Source organism: Streptomyces vulcanius, from assembly GCF_042653945.1.
Classification (GTDB): domain Bacteria; phylum Actinomycetota; class Actinomycetes; order Streptomycetales; family Streptomycetaceae; genus Streptomyces; species Streptomyces mangrovi.
Genome location: NZ_JBHSFK010000016.1, coordinates 1 through 13,121 on the forward strand (window position 1 = coordinate 1; position 13,121 = coordinate 13,121).

The window sequence follows — 13,121 nt, forward strand, 5'->3', positions numbered from 1 at the left end:
CGCCTCCGCTCCGACACCCGCCTCCGCTCCGACACCCGCCTCCGCTCCGACACCCGCCTCCGCTCCGACACCCGCCTCCGCTCCGACACCCGCCTCCGCTCCGACACCCGCCTCCGCTCCGACACCCGCCTCCGCTCCGACACCCACCCCCGCTCCGGCAGCCGTACCGGTTCCCGATGCCCGGGCCGCGGCCGTTGCGCGGCCGGGCGAGTCCGGCGCCGAGGTTCTGGCCTCGACGGATGCCGACGGACCGGTCGCCGGGGGCGACATCCGGAGTGAGACCGGTGCCGGTGCGGGCCGGCCTCTGCTGGCCGCCGCGGGGATCGTCGGCGCACTGCTGATCGCCGTACCGTTCCTGGTGGCGGCGCTCGGCGACGACTCGGACCGCTCCGCCAAGGCGTCGGGGACGGCGGCCGAGGCCACGCCGTTCGAAGCCGAGCCGACCGGCGCGTACACGGCCCTCTCGCCGTCCGCCGAGCCGTCCCCGAAGGGGTCCGCCGCCTCGGCCGGGGTCAAGCCCGCGGGCGACGCGGCCTCCCCGTCGGCGAGTCCCCGGCGGAGCCCGGAGAAGAGCACGACCACCAGGAACACGTCGAGCCCGTCGAGCACGTCCCATTCCTCGGACACCTCGAATTCCTCGAACTCGAACTCGAACTCGAACTCGGGTACGGGCACGGGCGGTTCCGGCAGCGGGACGACGTCCACCCACACCGTCAACGTGGCCCTGGGCCGCCCGGTGTCGGTGGACAGCTATGTCCAGGAGTACGTCGGCTCCCGCATCACCGACGGCGACCGGCAGAGCTACTGGGAGAGCGCCTACGGCAACGACGCGTTCCCGCACACCGTCCGCGTGGACCTCGGCGCCGAGCGCTCGGTGAACCGGGTGGTGCTGAAGCTGCCGCAGGTCGCCGACTGGAACTCGAGGGTGCAGACCCTGTCCGTGCGCGGCGCGCACGCAGGCTCCGGCACGTTCGTGCTCGCCGGGTCGGCCGGCCACACCTTCGACGTCAGCACCGGCAACACGGTGACGATCCGGTTCCCGGCCACGTCCACCCGCTACGTCGAGATCCGCTTCACGGCCAACGCCGGCTGGCCGGCCGCCCAGCTCTCCGAACTCGCCGCCTACTGAACGCGCCCATAGGCGCGGTCAGTTCGGCGGACCGGAGAATCGCGCCGCGAGGTCGCGGTGCCGGTCCGCGGCCTGCTTCGCCTGGTCCGCGCCGACGGTCGAGCCCGGCATGCCGCCCAGCCGCTCGACCTGCTCCGCGAAGCGCAGGTGTTCGCGCGCCGCGTGCTCGCGGCAGGCGAGGCAGGTGACCCGGTCCGGACGTGGCGAGGTCATCGCGTACGGCACTCGCATCCCGCATCCCGTGCCGACGACGCTGGGCAGGTCACCGGCCAGGCCGAAGGTCGCTGCCAGCATGCCCCGGACGACGGCCTCGCCGCGGACCACCTTCACCTCGACGTGGATGTGCGGATCACTCCCGCTCTCCTGGCCCCCGGCCCCGCTCATGACGCGTCGTCATACCCCTCCGCCGCGACCGCGACGCGGCGCAGCATGTCGGACAGGGCCCGGCGCTCGTCCTTCGAGAGGACACCGAGGATGCGGTACTCCTCGTGCCCGACCACGTCCATCGCGCTCAGCCAGGTCGAGCGGCCGGTGTCGGTCAGTTCCACGTCGACGCGGCGGCGGTCCGTCGTCGACGGCGTACGGCGGACGAAACCGCGGCGTTCCAGGGCGTCGAGCCGGCCGGTGACCGAGGCCGGCGCGAGGTCGAGGTCGGCGGCGAGTTCGGACGGCGTGGCACGCCCGGCGCGGGCGGCGAGCCGGTGCAGGGTGTCGAACTCGTGGCGTTCCAGGCTGTAGTCGGCCAGCGAGATCTCGCGGATCCTGCGCAGATGCCAGGTGATCTTCTTGATGCGGGTCACCGCGCCCTCGATGTCCGGATCGAGGTCGGGCAGCACCGTCAGCCAGCGGGTGACGTGCTCATCCGTCCAGTCCTGCCGGCCGGGCTCCGTGTGCTTCCCGTGCTCCATGGCGGCCACTGTACGTCCTGCCTCTTCACCCTCGGATACTTCGGCACCATATATTTCGTTGACGAAACTTCGGTACCGAAATAGATTCGCGGGCATGCCGTCACCTCCCCTCCGGCGCAACCGCGCCTTCCGGCTGCTCTTCCTGGGCCGGACGCTCTCCCTCGCCGGCGACGCCGTCGTACCCGCCGCCCTCTCCCTCGCCGTGCTCCGGGCCACCGGCTCCACGTCCGCGCTCGCGCTGGTCCTCGGCTGCGCGATGGTTCCCCGGCTTCTGCTGCTCCCCCTCGGCGGAGTCGTCGGGGACCGGTTCGACGCCCGGAGGGTGGCCCTCACCACCGATCTCGTACGCTGCGTCACACAGCTCTATGTAGGCCTTCAACTCCTGGGCAGCGCACCCGGGTTGTGGCAGATCGCCGTCGCGGAGGCGGTCGGCGGGGCCGCCTCGGCGTTCGCCATGCCGACCCTGCCGCGGCTGATCACCGGCTCGGTGCCCGGCGACGACCGCCAGGCCGCCAACGCGGCGCTCGGCGTGGTCGGCAGCGCCACCCGGCTCGGCGGCCCGGCGCTGGCCGGCGTCCTGATCCTCACGGTGGGGCCCGGCTGGGCGTTCGTCCTGGACGCCGTGTCCTTCGCGGTCAGCGCGGCACTGCTCGCCGTCCTCCGTATCGCCCATGTCCCGGGGGAACGCCACTCCCTGCGCGTCGATCTCGTGGAGGGCTGGCAGGAGGTCCGCAGCCGCGACTGGTACTGGTCGAGCCTCCTCGCCCACGCCACCTGGAACTTCGCGGCGGCCGTGCTGATGACCCTCGGACCCGCCCTGGCCGTACGGCAGTTGGGCGGCGAACGGACCTGGGTGGCGATCCTCCAGGCCGGCGCCGTAGGACTGCTGCTCGGCTCGCTGCTCGCCGGGCGCGCCCGCCCCCGCCGCCCGATCCTGCTGGCCAACCTCGGCCTGGCGACGTACGCGCTGCCGCTCGCCCTCTTCGCGGCCGGCGCCCCGGCCGTCGCCGTCATCGCCGCCTACGGCCTCGCCCTGGCCGGACTCGGCTTCCTCAACCCCGTCTGGGAGACCGCCGTCCAAGCCGCGATCCCGGCCGATCTCCTGGCCCGGGTCACCTCGTACGACTGGCTGCTGTCGATGGGCGCCATGCCCCTCGGCTACGTCCTGGCTCCGCTCGCGGCGGACGCCTGGGGGCCGCAGGCACCGCTGTGGGCCGCGGCGATCGCCGTGGGACTGGCCTGCGCGGGAACCGCGGCCGTACCGGGCGTCCGCCGCTTCACGGCGCCCGCGGACACGGCCCACCACACGGCGCCCGGGCAGGTGGAGGTGAAGTAGGAGTCCCGTCAGTCGCGGGTCAGATCCAGCAGCACCTTCGACGCGAGGGCGCGGTCGTGGGCGATGTCGAAGGCCGCCCTCGCCTCGGCGAGCGGGTAGGCGTGGGTCACGACCGCGTCGACCGGCAGCGGACCGGCGAGGAGCTCGATCGCCTCGTCGAACTCGGTGTCGAACCGGAAGGCGCCGCGCAGCTCCAACTCGCGGGTGACGGCGATGTTCCCGAGCAGCGGGACCTCACCGGGCGGCAGCAGGCCCAGCTGGACGACCGTACCGCCGCGCCGCGTCCGCTCCACACAGGTGCGCAGCCCCGCGGGCGCCCCGGACGCCTCCACCGCGATGTCGTACGACGCCGTCCGGGCCGCCGGGTCCGGGCTGTCCGCGCGGACCGTACCGGTGGCGCCGCAGGCCCGCGCGATCCGCAGCGGGGCGTCCAGAAGATCGCTCACCACGATCTCGGCGGCGCCCCGGTGGTGCAGTACGGCGGTGACCAGACAGCCGATCGGACCCGCGCCGGTGACCAGGACCCGTCGGCCGCGTACGTCTCCGGCCCGGCGCACCGCGTGCAGCGCCACGGACAGCGGCTCGGCCAGCACCGCGCGCCGCAGGTCGAGTTCCGGCGGCAGCGCCCGGATCTGCGCCTCCGGCACCGTGACGTGCTGGGCGAAGCCGCCCTGCACATGAGGGGTGCGGGCGGCGCTGCCCAGGTAGCGGGTGCCGGCACACACGTTGCGGCGGCCGGCGCCGCACTCGGCGCACTGGTCGCACGGGGTGGCCGGGTGCACGGCCACCGGGGTGCCCACCGCGGGCCCCTCGGCGCCCGGGCCGAGGGCGGCGACCCGGCCCACGATCTCGTGGCCCAGCACCATCGGCTCCCGCACGGTGAAGTCGCCGACGCGGCCGTGCCGGTAGTAGTGCAGGTCGGAACCGCAGATGCCGCCGTAGGCGACGGTGACGGCCGTCTCCCCGGGGCCGGGCGCGGACGGCGTGAACTCCTCGACGCGGAGGTCTCCCGCCTTGTGGATGACGCAGGCACGCATGGTGGGCCTTCCTTCCGGACCAGGGGATCAGAGGACTGAACTCATGCCGCCGTCGACGTACAGAACCTGCCCGTTGACGAAGTCGGAGGCGGGGGAGGCGAGGAAGACCAGGGCGCCCACCAGGTCCTGGACCTGCCCCCAGCGGCCGGCGGGCGTACGCCCCCGGACCCAGGCACTGAACTCGTCGTCCGCCACCAGGGCCGAGGTCAGTTCCGTGTCGAAGTAGCCCGGTCCGATGCCGTTGACCTGGATGCCCAGGGGGCCGAGGTCCGCGCACATGCCCTTGGTGAGCATCTTCAGACCGCCCTTGGTGGCCGCGTACGGCGCGATGCCGGGCCGGACCACCTCGCTCTGCAGCGAGCAGATGTTCACGATCTTGCCGTGGCCGCGTGCCGCCATGTGCCGCGCGACCTCCTGGCCGACGAGGAAGGCGCTGGTGAGGTTGGTCTCCAGCAGCCGGTGCCAGTCCTGGTGGGTGAACTCCAGCAGCGGGGCCCGGTGTTGGGCCCCCGTGTTGTTCACCAGGATCGACAGCGGGCCGGTGTCGGCCTCGACGCGGGCGACCCCCTCGGCGACTGCCGCCGGATCCGTCACGTCGAACGCGACGGTGCGCACCCGGTCGCCGTGCTCGACGGCGAGTTCGGCGCGGGTCCTCTCCAGCGCGGCGGCGTCGCGGCCGTTGAGGACCACCGTGCAGCCGGCCTCCAGCAGACCCGTGGCGAGCGCCCTGCCGATGCCCCGGCTGGAGCCGGTCACCAGGGCGTTCCGGCCCGTGATGTCGAACGCGGGGTGGCTCATGCGTCCACCCCGTGGAAGACGGCCGCCGTGCCGGGCAGGGGGGTGCGGGCGGGGTGGCCGGCGAGGACGTCGAGAATGTTGTCGACGGCCAGGTCGACCATCGCGGCGCGGGTGCTGTCCGTCGCCGATCCGATGTGCGGGAGCGTGACGACGTACGGCTCGTCGACCAGCGGGGAGAGCTCCGCGCCCATCGGCTCCCGCTCGTACACGTCGAGGCCGGCCGAGTGCACCACGCCCGCCCGGACCGCCCCCAGCAGCGCCTCCTCGTCCACGACTCCGCCGCGCGAGGTACTGACCAGGGTCGCCGTCGGCTTCATCGCGGCGAGTTCACGACGGGAGATCAGATGCCGGGTCTCCGCCGTGAGCGGCACATGCAGCGAGACCACGTCCGCCTCGGCCAGCAGCGTCTCCAGGCTCACCGAGGTGGAGAGGGAGTCGTCGGCCGCCGCGTACGGGTCGTGGTGGACCACCCGCATCCCGAAGCCCTGTGCGCGACGGGCCACCGCGCGGCCGATCTGCCCGTAGCCGACCAGGCCGAGGGTCGCTCCGTGGACGTCGAGGCCCAGGTAGTCGTGCATCCGGAAGACGTCCCAGCCACCCCGCTCCAGGCTCGCGGCGGCGGCGCCGAGTCGGCGGCGGGCCGCGAGGATCAGCGCGAAGGTGAGGTCGGCGGTGGTCTCCGCCAGGACCCCCGGGGTGTGGGTGACGACGATGCCGCGCTCGGCGGCCGCCGCCCGGTCCACGTTGTCGAAGCCCATGCTCGCCAGCGCGATCACCCGCAGGGACGGCCCCGCGGCGGCCATCAGCGCTGCGTCCACCGGGTCGCTGCCGAGGGCGAGGAGGCCGGCGCTCCCGGGCGCGAGCGCGGCGAGGTCGTCCGGACCGGGCTTGGCGGCGCCCGGCCAGGACACCACATCCGTCCCCTCTGCCAGCCGGCTCAGCCCGGAACCGGGCAGTTCCTTCCGGGTGGTGAGCACGCGTATCGCCATGTGTGACTCCGATCCGGGCGGGTGGTTTCGGCACACGCTAGCCAGCCTGATTCACCGCGACAAAGAGCAATTCACTGTGACCCCATCGCCGATTCCTATTCGTCGGATGCGTCGGATGCGTCGGTGTCTTCGTGGTACTCCCGCACCAGTTCCAGGAAAAGATCGTGCACCGCCAGCGCCGGTTCGGACAGCGGCTGATTGTCGGACGTGGCCAGGGAGAGCTTGACCCGGATCACCGGATCGACGATACGCCGCACGCTCAGCGAACGGACGTCGAGGATCGCGCGGGCCGCGGACCGGGGCAGCACGGTCGAACCCAGGCCCGCCTCCACGGCGTTCACCAGCGTCAGGGCCGACTCGACCTCCCCGACCACGTTCGGTTCGAGCGGCACCTGCTGGAAGGCGGCCTCCACCACCTGCCGGATGGTGTGGATCCGGCTCGGCAGCAGCAGCGGGACCCGCTCCAGTTCCCGCAGGCTCACCTCCGCCTCCCGGCTGCCCGCTCCCCGATCAGGAACAGCTCCTCCGTGCGCAGATGCTCGAACTGCACCCCACGCAACGGACCCGATAGCGCTCGCGCACGCTCCTCAGCAGGGGCAGCGCGAGCGCGGCGCCCAGACTGTACGGGGCCAGCCCCACCGAGACGCCGCCCGAGACCTTGCCCGCCGCTCCGGACACGCGGTCGCCGACCTCTGCAACCTCGGACCGCTCCTGGCCGCGAAGGGCGTCGTCGTGCAGGAGTGACGGAGGAGTAGGACCGGTGCGGGCTACTCGCCCTTCGGCGCCGCCTGCTGTACCACCTCGAAGGACCAGAGAGTGGAGGCCGAGGCCGCGGGCTGGGGGCGCTCGCCCTCCCCGCCGCCCCGGTGCGCCGCCCGCATCGGGCCCTCGAGCCAGGCCTGGAAGGACTCCTCGTCACGCCACCGGGTGTAGACGAGATAGGTGTCGGTGCCCTCGACCGGGCGGAGCAGCTCGAACCACTCGAAGCCGTCCGAGTTCTCCACGGCGTGGGCCCGCGCGGCGAACCGCTTCTCGAGGGTCTCCCGCTGCTCGGCCGGCACGGTCAGTACGTTGATTTTTACTACGCTAGGCACATGACACCTCTCGTCAAACGGGGCCCCGACTGGACCCCTAATCTGGACCATGTGCGCGCAGTGTCCTACATCCGACAGTCAAGGAAGCGTGAGGACGACTCCGCGTCGTCCCCCGAAGCACAGCGGACCAAGTGCGAGGCGCTGATCACGGCCAAAGGCTGGGACAACGCGGGCCACTTCGCCGACGTCGGTAAATCCGGCTGGGACCCCAAGGTCGTCCGGCCTTAGTTCGAGGAGATGATGTCCGCCGTTCGCGCCGGGCACGTAGACGCAGTGGTCGTGTTCTCGCTGTCCCGCCTCACTCGACAGGGTGCTCTTGAGGCCATGCTGATCAACGAGGAGTTGGCCAAACACGGCGTGCTGCTCGTCAGCGTGGAAGAGCCCTACCTGGACACGTCCACCCCCATGGGTGTCGCGATCTTCGGCCTTATCGCTGCGCTGGCTCAGCAAGAGTCCGACATGAAGTCGGCGTACATCACGGCGACGAAAGAGACCCTGCGCGCTGCGGGCTCCCACGTGTCTGGCATGGCCCCGTACGGCTTCCAGTCGACGCGTGAGCCGCGCGGGGAACTGGTGGTGGTCAAGCTGGTCCCAGATCCCGCTGAGGGCCCCCACGTACGCGAGATGGTGTCTTGGGCGCTCGGTGGTATGGCGGCATCGGCCATCGCCCGGAAGCTGAATGGCGAAGGCGTGCCGACCAAAGCAGCGGTTATGACAGCGCGTGTGACCGCCCGGCGGAACAGGGGCGTAAGCAAGCCGCTGGAGCGTACGGTGTGGGTGTCTTCCACCGTGCTGCGCATCCTGCGTGATCCCCGCCTAGCTGGCTATGCGGCTGAGCGCCAGGGAACCAAGCGCGCCGTCCTACGCGACGACTCGGGAGCCCCGCTGATGGCGCATGAAGGGATCGTTCCCGCCGATGACTGGTGGCGCCTTCAAGACGTGCTCGACGGCCGCACACCCCACGTGGTTCGCCAGGGTGGGCGGTCGGTGTCATCGCTGCTAGGAGGCGCCGGAATGCTCTTCTGCGGCGTCTGCGGTAGCTCCATGGTCACGGACAAGCGCAACGGCAAGCAGCTCTACCGGTGCAACCGTGCCCAGTCCGGCGCGGTGCAGGGGCATGGCGGGCTGGCCATCAACATGGATGCTGCCGATGACGTGGTGGCCCGTACGGTGTGGTCCCGCCTGACTGCGCCAGACCCCGAGGTCCCGGAAGATCTGGAATGGCTTGCCGAGGCGGCGCGCCGGTTTGCAGCGCAGGCGGACACCAGCGAGCGCCAGGCCGAACTAGTTGCCGCACGCGCCGAGTTGGAGCATGTACGGGAGGCGCTTCGCACGCTGTACACCGACCGGCAGGCAGGGTTGTACGCCGGGTCGGTGGGCGACCAGATGTTCCGGGAATCCGTGGAACGACTGACAGCGCATGAGGCACGTACGACCGGACGCGTGGAAGAGCTGGGAACCGCTGAGGCCGGCACGGTGGCTATCCCGTCAGAGTGGACTGCGCCGTCGTACTTTCTGGGGATCGGCCGGAAGGCTTCAGGGTGGTGGCGACATATTGCGCTCATCCAGTTCACCAGCGCGCTGAGCTCTGGGGTGTCGAGGCAGGGTCTTTGCGTGTAGTCGATTCGTCCGGTTGGTCAGGTGATTCCGCGGGCTGTCAGGATCGCGTCCCGCGAAGTGGTGTACCGATGTGGAGTTCTCGATTCCACAGGTCACACGCGCCAGCAGGGCCGACGTCCGGGCAGGGGCCGCTCCCGCGGCCGGGAACAGCATCGACACCGCTCCAGGAGCCTTGCCGGTCCATGCTGCGGAGGCGGTCACCGGAGCGAGGCGGTTCGGATTCCTGCACCACTTCGCGGGACGCCACCGCTGTCAGGGGCCGTTGTGGGTCGCAGGCGGTGTAGCGGCCGGCTACGAGCCGGACCATCTGGTCGGTTCACGGGCCGCTCAAGCAGTGCCCTTCTTGATCACCTGTCCGGTGGCGGTCACGGGTCAGGAGTCGGGGGTGCTGTCCTGCTGCGCCGCTTCCTGGAAATTGGCGACGGCGGCGCCGTACGTCTTCGCCCAGTCGGTCAGGGCGGCGATGGGTTCGGTGAGGGTCTGGCCGAGGTCGGTGAGGCTGTATTCAACCCGTGGGGGTGCCTCGGCATAGGCACGGCGTTCGACCAGGCCGTAGCTCTGAAGTTTGCGCAGTGTCTGGGTGAGTACCTTGCGGGAGATGCCACCGACGAGGTCGACGAGTTCACCGTGCCGGCGGGGCCTGCGACTCAGGGCGAACAGAACGACGACGGCCCATTTGTTGGTGATGATGTCGATGGCGAGCCGGGCGGGGCAGTCGGCGAGGAACACGCTTCCGGCTGAGTCGTGCATGGCCGAAGGTTACCAGGAGGTACCTATCGGCTCACTAGCGTCTTCCTGCATGAGTACGTCGCACACGAAAACCTATGTTCTTGTCCATGGTGCCTGGCACAGCGGGCGCGTCTGGGACCGGGTGGTTCCCTTGCTGACCCGGGCCGGGCATCAGGTGGTCGCCCCTTCGCTGACCGGCCACGGCGAGAAGGAACACCTGCTCACTCCCGATGTCGACCTGGACACCCACGTCGCCGACGTCGTCGCTCTCCTCAGCGAGTGGGATCTCACCAACGTGGTGTTGGTCGGGCACAGTTACGCCGGGATGGTCATATCGGGCGTGGCCGGAGAGGTCCCGGAGCGGATCGCGCATCTGGTGTACGTCGACGCGATGGTCCCGGTTGACGGTGAGAGCGCGCTGGACGTCATACCGGAGAAGACCCAGCGACTGATCGACGCGGCCGCCGCCTCCGACGCCCCCTGGCGTATCCCGCCCGTGCCGGAAATGCCCGCGCCCATGGGGCTGTTCGGGGTGACCGACCCGGCGGACACGGCGTGGCTGCGCACGATGCTGTCGGACGAGTCGGTGCGCTGCTTCTTGCAACCTGTCCGGCTGGACAACCCGGCCGTGGATGCGATTTCCCGGACGCACATCCACTGTGTCGGCAGCGCACCAGGAGACGTCACGCGCCGCCCAGTTCCGGCGGTGCAGCCCAACGGCGCTGCGTCGCAGGTGCGGGAGCTGCGGAGCGGCCATGACTGCATGGTCACCGTGCCGGACGCACTCACCGACCTGCTGTTGAAGGCCGGCTGACCGGTTGCCGGTTGCCTGGCGACGGCAGGTCTCCGCCGTTCAAAGCTCAAGAAAGGCCAGTACCTCGTTCACCGTGGCCCTGGGGTATTCGAATGGTGCGAAACTGTAGTTCTGCCTGTGCATGCACCGGGCAGTCGGGCTCCGGTGGCCGCGGGGAGCGTCCAGATGCTTTGCGTGTTCGCAGTTTGAGCTGGGCCGGGCGGTGATGGCCACCGGTGTCCGGTGCGGGTGGGCCAGGATGCGGATGCACGCACAGCCTCGGTGATCACGTAGGTGTCAAATCCGCATGACCACAACCGAGACCGTGCCTGCATCCCCATCTTCTCCCATGCCTGATGGGCTGGAGCAACTGGCCCGTACTACATCACCGCAGCCACTGCCCGACGCTGTCTGTCTGGCCCGGTTTCTTTCCGGTCTGCCGGATCCGCGCGGCCGCCGTGGCCGACGTTTCCCGCTGGTGGCGATCGTGGCGGCGGCCTCGGCGAGCGTACTGGCGGGTGCGAGATCCTCGACCGCGATCGCCGAGTGGATCGCGGATGCGCCCCGCTGGGTCCTTCTGGCCCTCGGCTTCGCCGTCGATCCGTTCAGCAGGGCGGTTACGGTGCCGCATCCCACCACGGTGATGCGGCTGCTCAAGCATCTCGACGGCGACGCCTTGGACGCCGTGATCTGTGCGTTCTTACAGGCCAGAAGCGCCCCGGGACACCGACGGGCGGTGGCGGTCGATGGCAAGGTGCTGCGTGGATCGCGGCGAGCGGGCGGGAAGGCGGTGTGGCTGCCGGCCGCGATGGACCACGCCGGCACCGTCCTCGGACAGCGGCAGATCGATGACAAGAGCAACGAGACCCTGACGACGAAGCACACTGGAACCTTTATCGGCTGCCAGCGAGTGAGCACCAACGCGCAGGATGCGCAGCTTCAGGCGGACGCTCTCGCTGAGGCGGGATGCGCCCGCATTTTCGAGGACAAGGCGTCAGGGTCTGGATCAAAGCGGGTCGAGTGGGTGCGCGCGGGCGGTTCCGCGTGGACCGGTGCCTCGGGGGTCGCCGACGTGGACACCGGGCGCCCACCAGCGGCATCGGGGACTACCTGCGCGGCGCGTTCCCCTCCCTCGCGCAGAACTCCACGGCGAGCATCGACGAGGGCCGTTTCCGCTCCGTCCCCGCGAAGGAACGCCGTCGAGCGCTCGATCAAATCCGCGGCCTCGGCCGAGCAGGGCTGGTGGGACGGGATCCTGCCGGACTGGTGGCTGCTGGTCGAATGGCCCGAAGACGCCGAGGCACCCACCGAGTACTGGCTGTCCAGCCTGCCGGCCGACGCTCCGGTCGCCGACCTGGTCCGGCTGGCCAGAGTCCGCTGGCGCATCGAGCACGACTACCGCGAACTCGAGCACGGCCTGGGCCTGGACCACTTCGAAGGCCGGTCTTGGCCCGGCTGGCACCACCACGTCACCCTGGTGACCGCCGCCCACGCCTTCCTCACCGAACAGAGCCTGTCCCCAAAAGCCCCCGGACCGGTCTCACCTTCGACCAAGTCCTCGACACCCTCCAGAACACCCTGAGGTGCTGGACAGGCATCTGCACCACCTGTCACCAGCGCGCGGCCACCCCCGCCGAGGCCGCGCAGGCCGGCGACCCGGTGGTGGCGACCGTTCCGCTGAACACCTGCGCGTGCAGACCGCCGCGGCAGCGTGGGGCCGGCGCGGAGCCCGCGTCAACGCCGCCAGCCCCGGCGTGATCATCACCCCGCTGGCCCTCGATGAACTCTCGGGCCCGCGCCGCGAGTGGTTCGAGACGGTGCGCGAGGTTTCGGCCGCCAAGCGCTTCGGCACCTCCGAGGAGGTCGCCGCGGCCGCCGCCTTCCTGCTCGGCCGCGAGGCCGGCTTCATCACCGGAGCCGACCTCCTGATGGACGGCGGCGTGACCGCGGCGCTGCGCGCCGGTGAGCTGACCACGCCGTAACGAGCCGAGAGCCACGGCCGTGAATCCGGCCTGGTCCGGGCTCGCAGCCCGGACCAGGCCGGACGGCTGGTCCTCACCGCTGACACCCCGGGCCCTGCGGGCGGTGCACGGCTGTCTGCGCGGTAGCGGCGTGCTTCATAGCGTCACCATCAGCCACATAGGCGCCATCGCGCCCATAGAGCCTGTCAGGCCAATTTCGCCACGGCCAGCACGTAGCTCACCCCAGCCCCCTCCAGCATCCGGCGAAATCCCCATTCCTGGCCGTAGGCGGAATCTGTGGTCACCCAGCCGATGCGCAGGTCAGAAGCGAGCGCGCGCAGCGCCTGGCGCCGGGCGAGTTCGCCCTCGGTCGCGAACGTGCAGTCCTCGGGGATCCCGGCCGCACAGCAGCGGTCCGGGTCACCGGTCCGCATCAGCTGGGCAAAGCCCGTCGGCAACCGTCCCAACTGCATCTTGGCCCCTCGGTCCATCGCCAGGACAAGGGGTGCCAGTTCACCGAGGCCCGTTTGCCGGAGCAGTCCCTGCCTGCCACGGACGCCCCCTGAGCGGGAACGACTCCCGGCCGGGGACCGAGCGGCGCAGAGGCGCAGAAAGGCTAAGGTGAGGCTGTGAGCTGGTTTGTATGTCTTTGTTCGGTCCATGGGCGGAGGAGCGTTCCTGTTCCGCTCGGTGCCTGGACTGACTTGGGCAGCACTGTGGCTCGAGG

General features: G+C 70.8%; 14 protein-coding genes and 2 pseudogenes. 7 read left to right on the forward strand and 9 right to left on the reverse strand.

Annotated elements, in window-relative coordinates:
- Positions 1–1,129: discoidin domain-containing protein (locus tag ACFPIH_RS24300; protein ID WP_381168885.1), on the forward strand; the 1,129-nt coding region annotated here is incomplete at its 5' end.
- A gap of 18 nt (positions 1,130–1,147) precedes the next feature.
- On the opposite strand, the gene ACFPIH_RS24305 is transcribed toward ACFPIH_RS24300, so the two are convergent.
- Together ACFPIH_RS24305 and ACFPIH_RS24310 are read right to left on the reverse strand one after the other, a co-directional pair.
- Positions 1,148–1,513, reverse strand: a complete 366-nt coding sequence (locus ACFPIH_RS24305; protein ID WP_381168883.1) for a hypothetical protein — start codon at positions 1,511–1,513, stop codon at positions 1,148–1,150.
- The gene (locus tag ACFPIH_RS24310) at positions 1,510–2,037 is read right to left on the reverse strand and encodes a MarR family winged helix-turn-helix transcriptional regulator (protein ID WP_381168882.1); all 528 of its coding nucleotides are present in this window, start codon (positions 2,035–2,037) and stop codon (positions 1,510–1,512) included. The genes ACFPIH_RS24305 and ACFPIH_RS24310 overlap by 4 nt, the downstream gene beginning before the upstream one ends.
- Before the next feature lie 94 nt (positions 2,038–2,131).
- On the opposite strand from ACFPIH_RS24310, the gene ACFPIH_RS24315 reads away from it, so the two are divergent.
- Complete coding sequence (locus ACFPIH_RS24315) at positions 2,132–3,373, forward strand: MFS transporter (RefSeq protein ID WP_381168880.1); 1,242 nt, start codon at positions 2,132–2,134, stop codon at positions 3,371–3,373.
- 8 nt (positions 3,374–3,381) lie between these two features.
- On the opposite strand, the gene ACFPIH_RS24320 is transcribed toward ACFPIH_RS24315, so the two are convergent.
- The 5 genes from ACFPIH_RS24320 to ACFPIH_RS24340 all read right to left on the reverse strand — a co-directional run bounded on the left by ACFPIH_RS24320 (position 3,382) and on the right by ACFPIH_RS24340 (position 7,291).
- On the reverse strand, positions 3,382–4,410 hold the full coding sequence (locus ACFPIH_RS24320; protein ID WP_381168878.1) for an L-idonate 5-dehydrogenase: 1,029 nt from the start codon (positions 4,408–4,410) through the stop codon (positions 3,382–3,384).
- Between the two features lie 27 nt (positions 4,411–4,437).
- The gene (locus ACFPIH_RS24325) at positions 4,438–5,208 is read right to left on the reverse strand and encodes an SDR family oxidoreductase (RefSeq protein ID WP_381168876.1); all 771 of its coding nucleotides are present in this window, start codon (positions 5,206–5,208) and stop codon (positions 4,438–4,440) included.
- The gene (locus tag ACFPIH_RS24330; RefSeq protein ID WP_381168874.1) at positions 5,205–6,197 is read right to left on the reverse strand and encodes a 2-hydroxyacid dehydrogenase; all 993 of its coding nucleotides are present in this window, start codon (positions 6,195–6,197) and stop codon (positions 5,205–5,207) included. Before ACFPIH_RS24330 ends, ACFPIH_RS24325 begins: the two co-directional genes overlap by 4 nt.
- Before the next feature lie 95 nt (positions 6,198–6,292).
- Positions 6,293–6,679, reverse strand: a complete 387-nt coding sequence (locus ACFPIH_RS24335; RefSeq protein ID WP_381168872.1) for a LysR substrate-binding domain-containing protein — start codon at positions 6,677–6,679, stop codon at positions 6,293–6,295.
- A gap of 285 nt (positions 6,680–6,964) precedes the next feature.
- A complete protein-coding gene (locus tag ACFPIH_RS24340) occupies positions 6,965–7,291 on the reverse strand; it encodes an antibiotic biosynthesis monooxygenase family protein (RefSeq protein ID WP_385877468.1) in 327 nt (108 codons plus the stop codon).
- On the opposite strand from ACFPIH_RS24340, the pseudogene ACFPIH_RS24345 reads away from it, so the two are divergent.
- Together ACFPIH_RS24345 and ACFPIH_RS24350 are read left to right on the forward strand one after the other, a co-directional pair.
- A pseudogene (locus ACFPIH_RS24345) lies at positions 7,292–8,233 on the forward strand (recombinase family protein); the annotation flags it as partial.
- Between the two features lie 72 nt (positions 8,234–8,305).
- A complete protein-coding gene (locus ACFPIH_RS24350; RefSeq protein WP_385877520.1) occupies positions 8,306–8,911 on the forward strand; it encodes a recombinase zinc ribbon domain-containing protein in 606 nt (201 codons plus the stop codon).
- A 372-nt stretch (positions 8,912–9,283) separates the two neighbouring features.
- Here ACFPIH_RS24350 and ACFPIH_RS24355 read toward each other — a convergent pair whose 3' ends face one another.
- Positions 9,284–9,661 carry a winged helix-turn-helix transcriptional regulator gene (locus ACFPIH_RS24355; RefSeq protein WP_381168868.1) on the reverse strand — a complete coding sequence of 126 codons (378 nt, stop codon included), beginning with the start codon at positions 9,659–9,661 and terminating at the stop codon, positions 9,284–9,286.
- A 49-nt stretch (positions 9,662–9,710) separates the two neighbouring features.
- Here ACFPIH_RS24355 and ACFPIH_RS24360 point away from each other — a divergent pair, with 49 nt between their 5' ends.
- From ACFPIH_RS24360 to ACFPIH_RS24370, 3 genes are all read left to right on the forward strand, one after another.
- Positions 9,711–10,454, forward strand: a complete 744-nt coding sequence (locus tag ACFPIH_RS24360) for an alpha/beta fold hydrolase (RefSeq protein ID WP_381168866.1) — start codon at positions 9,711–9,713, stop codon at positions 10,452–10,454.
- A gap of 328 nt (positions 10,455–10,782) precedes the next feature.
- Positions 10,783–12,015, forward strand: a complete 1,233-nt coding sequence (locus tag ACFPIH_RS24365) for a transposase family protein (RefSeq protein ID WP_385877470.1) — start codon at positions 10,783–10,785, stop codon at positions 12,013–12,015.
- Between the two features lie 109 nt (positions 12,016–12,124).
- Positions 12,125–12,415, forward strand: coding sequence for an SDR family oxidoreductase (locus ACFPIH_RS24370; RefSeq protein WP_381168862.1), 291 nt, complete (start codon positions 12,125–12,127; stop codon positions 12,413–12,415).
- 194 nt (positions 12,416–12,609) lie between these two features.
- Here ACFPIH_RS24370 and ACFPIH_RS24375 read toward each other — a convergent pair.
- Positions 12,610–12,867: pseudogene (locus ACFPIH_RS24375) on the reverse strand (transposase); the annotation flags it as partial.
- Positions 12,868–13,121 lie beyond the last annotated feature (254 nt).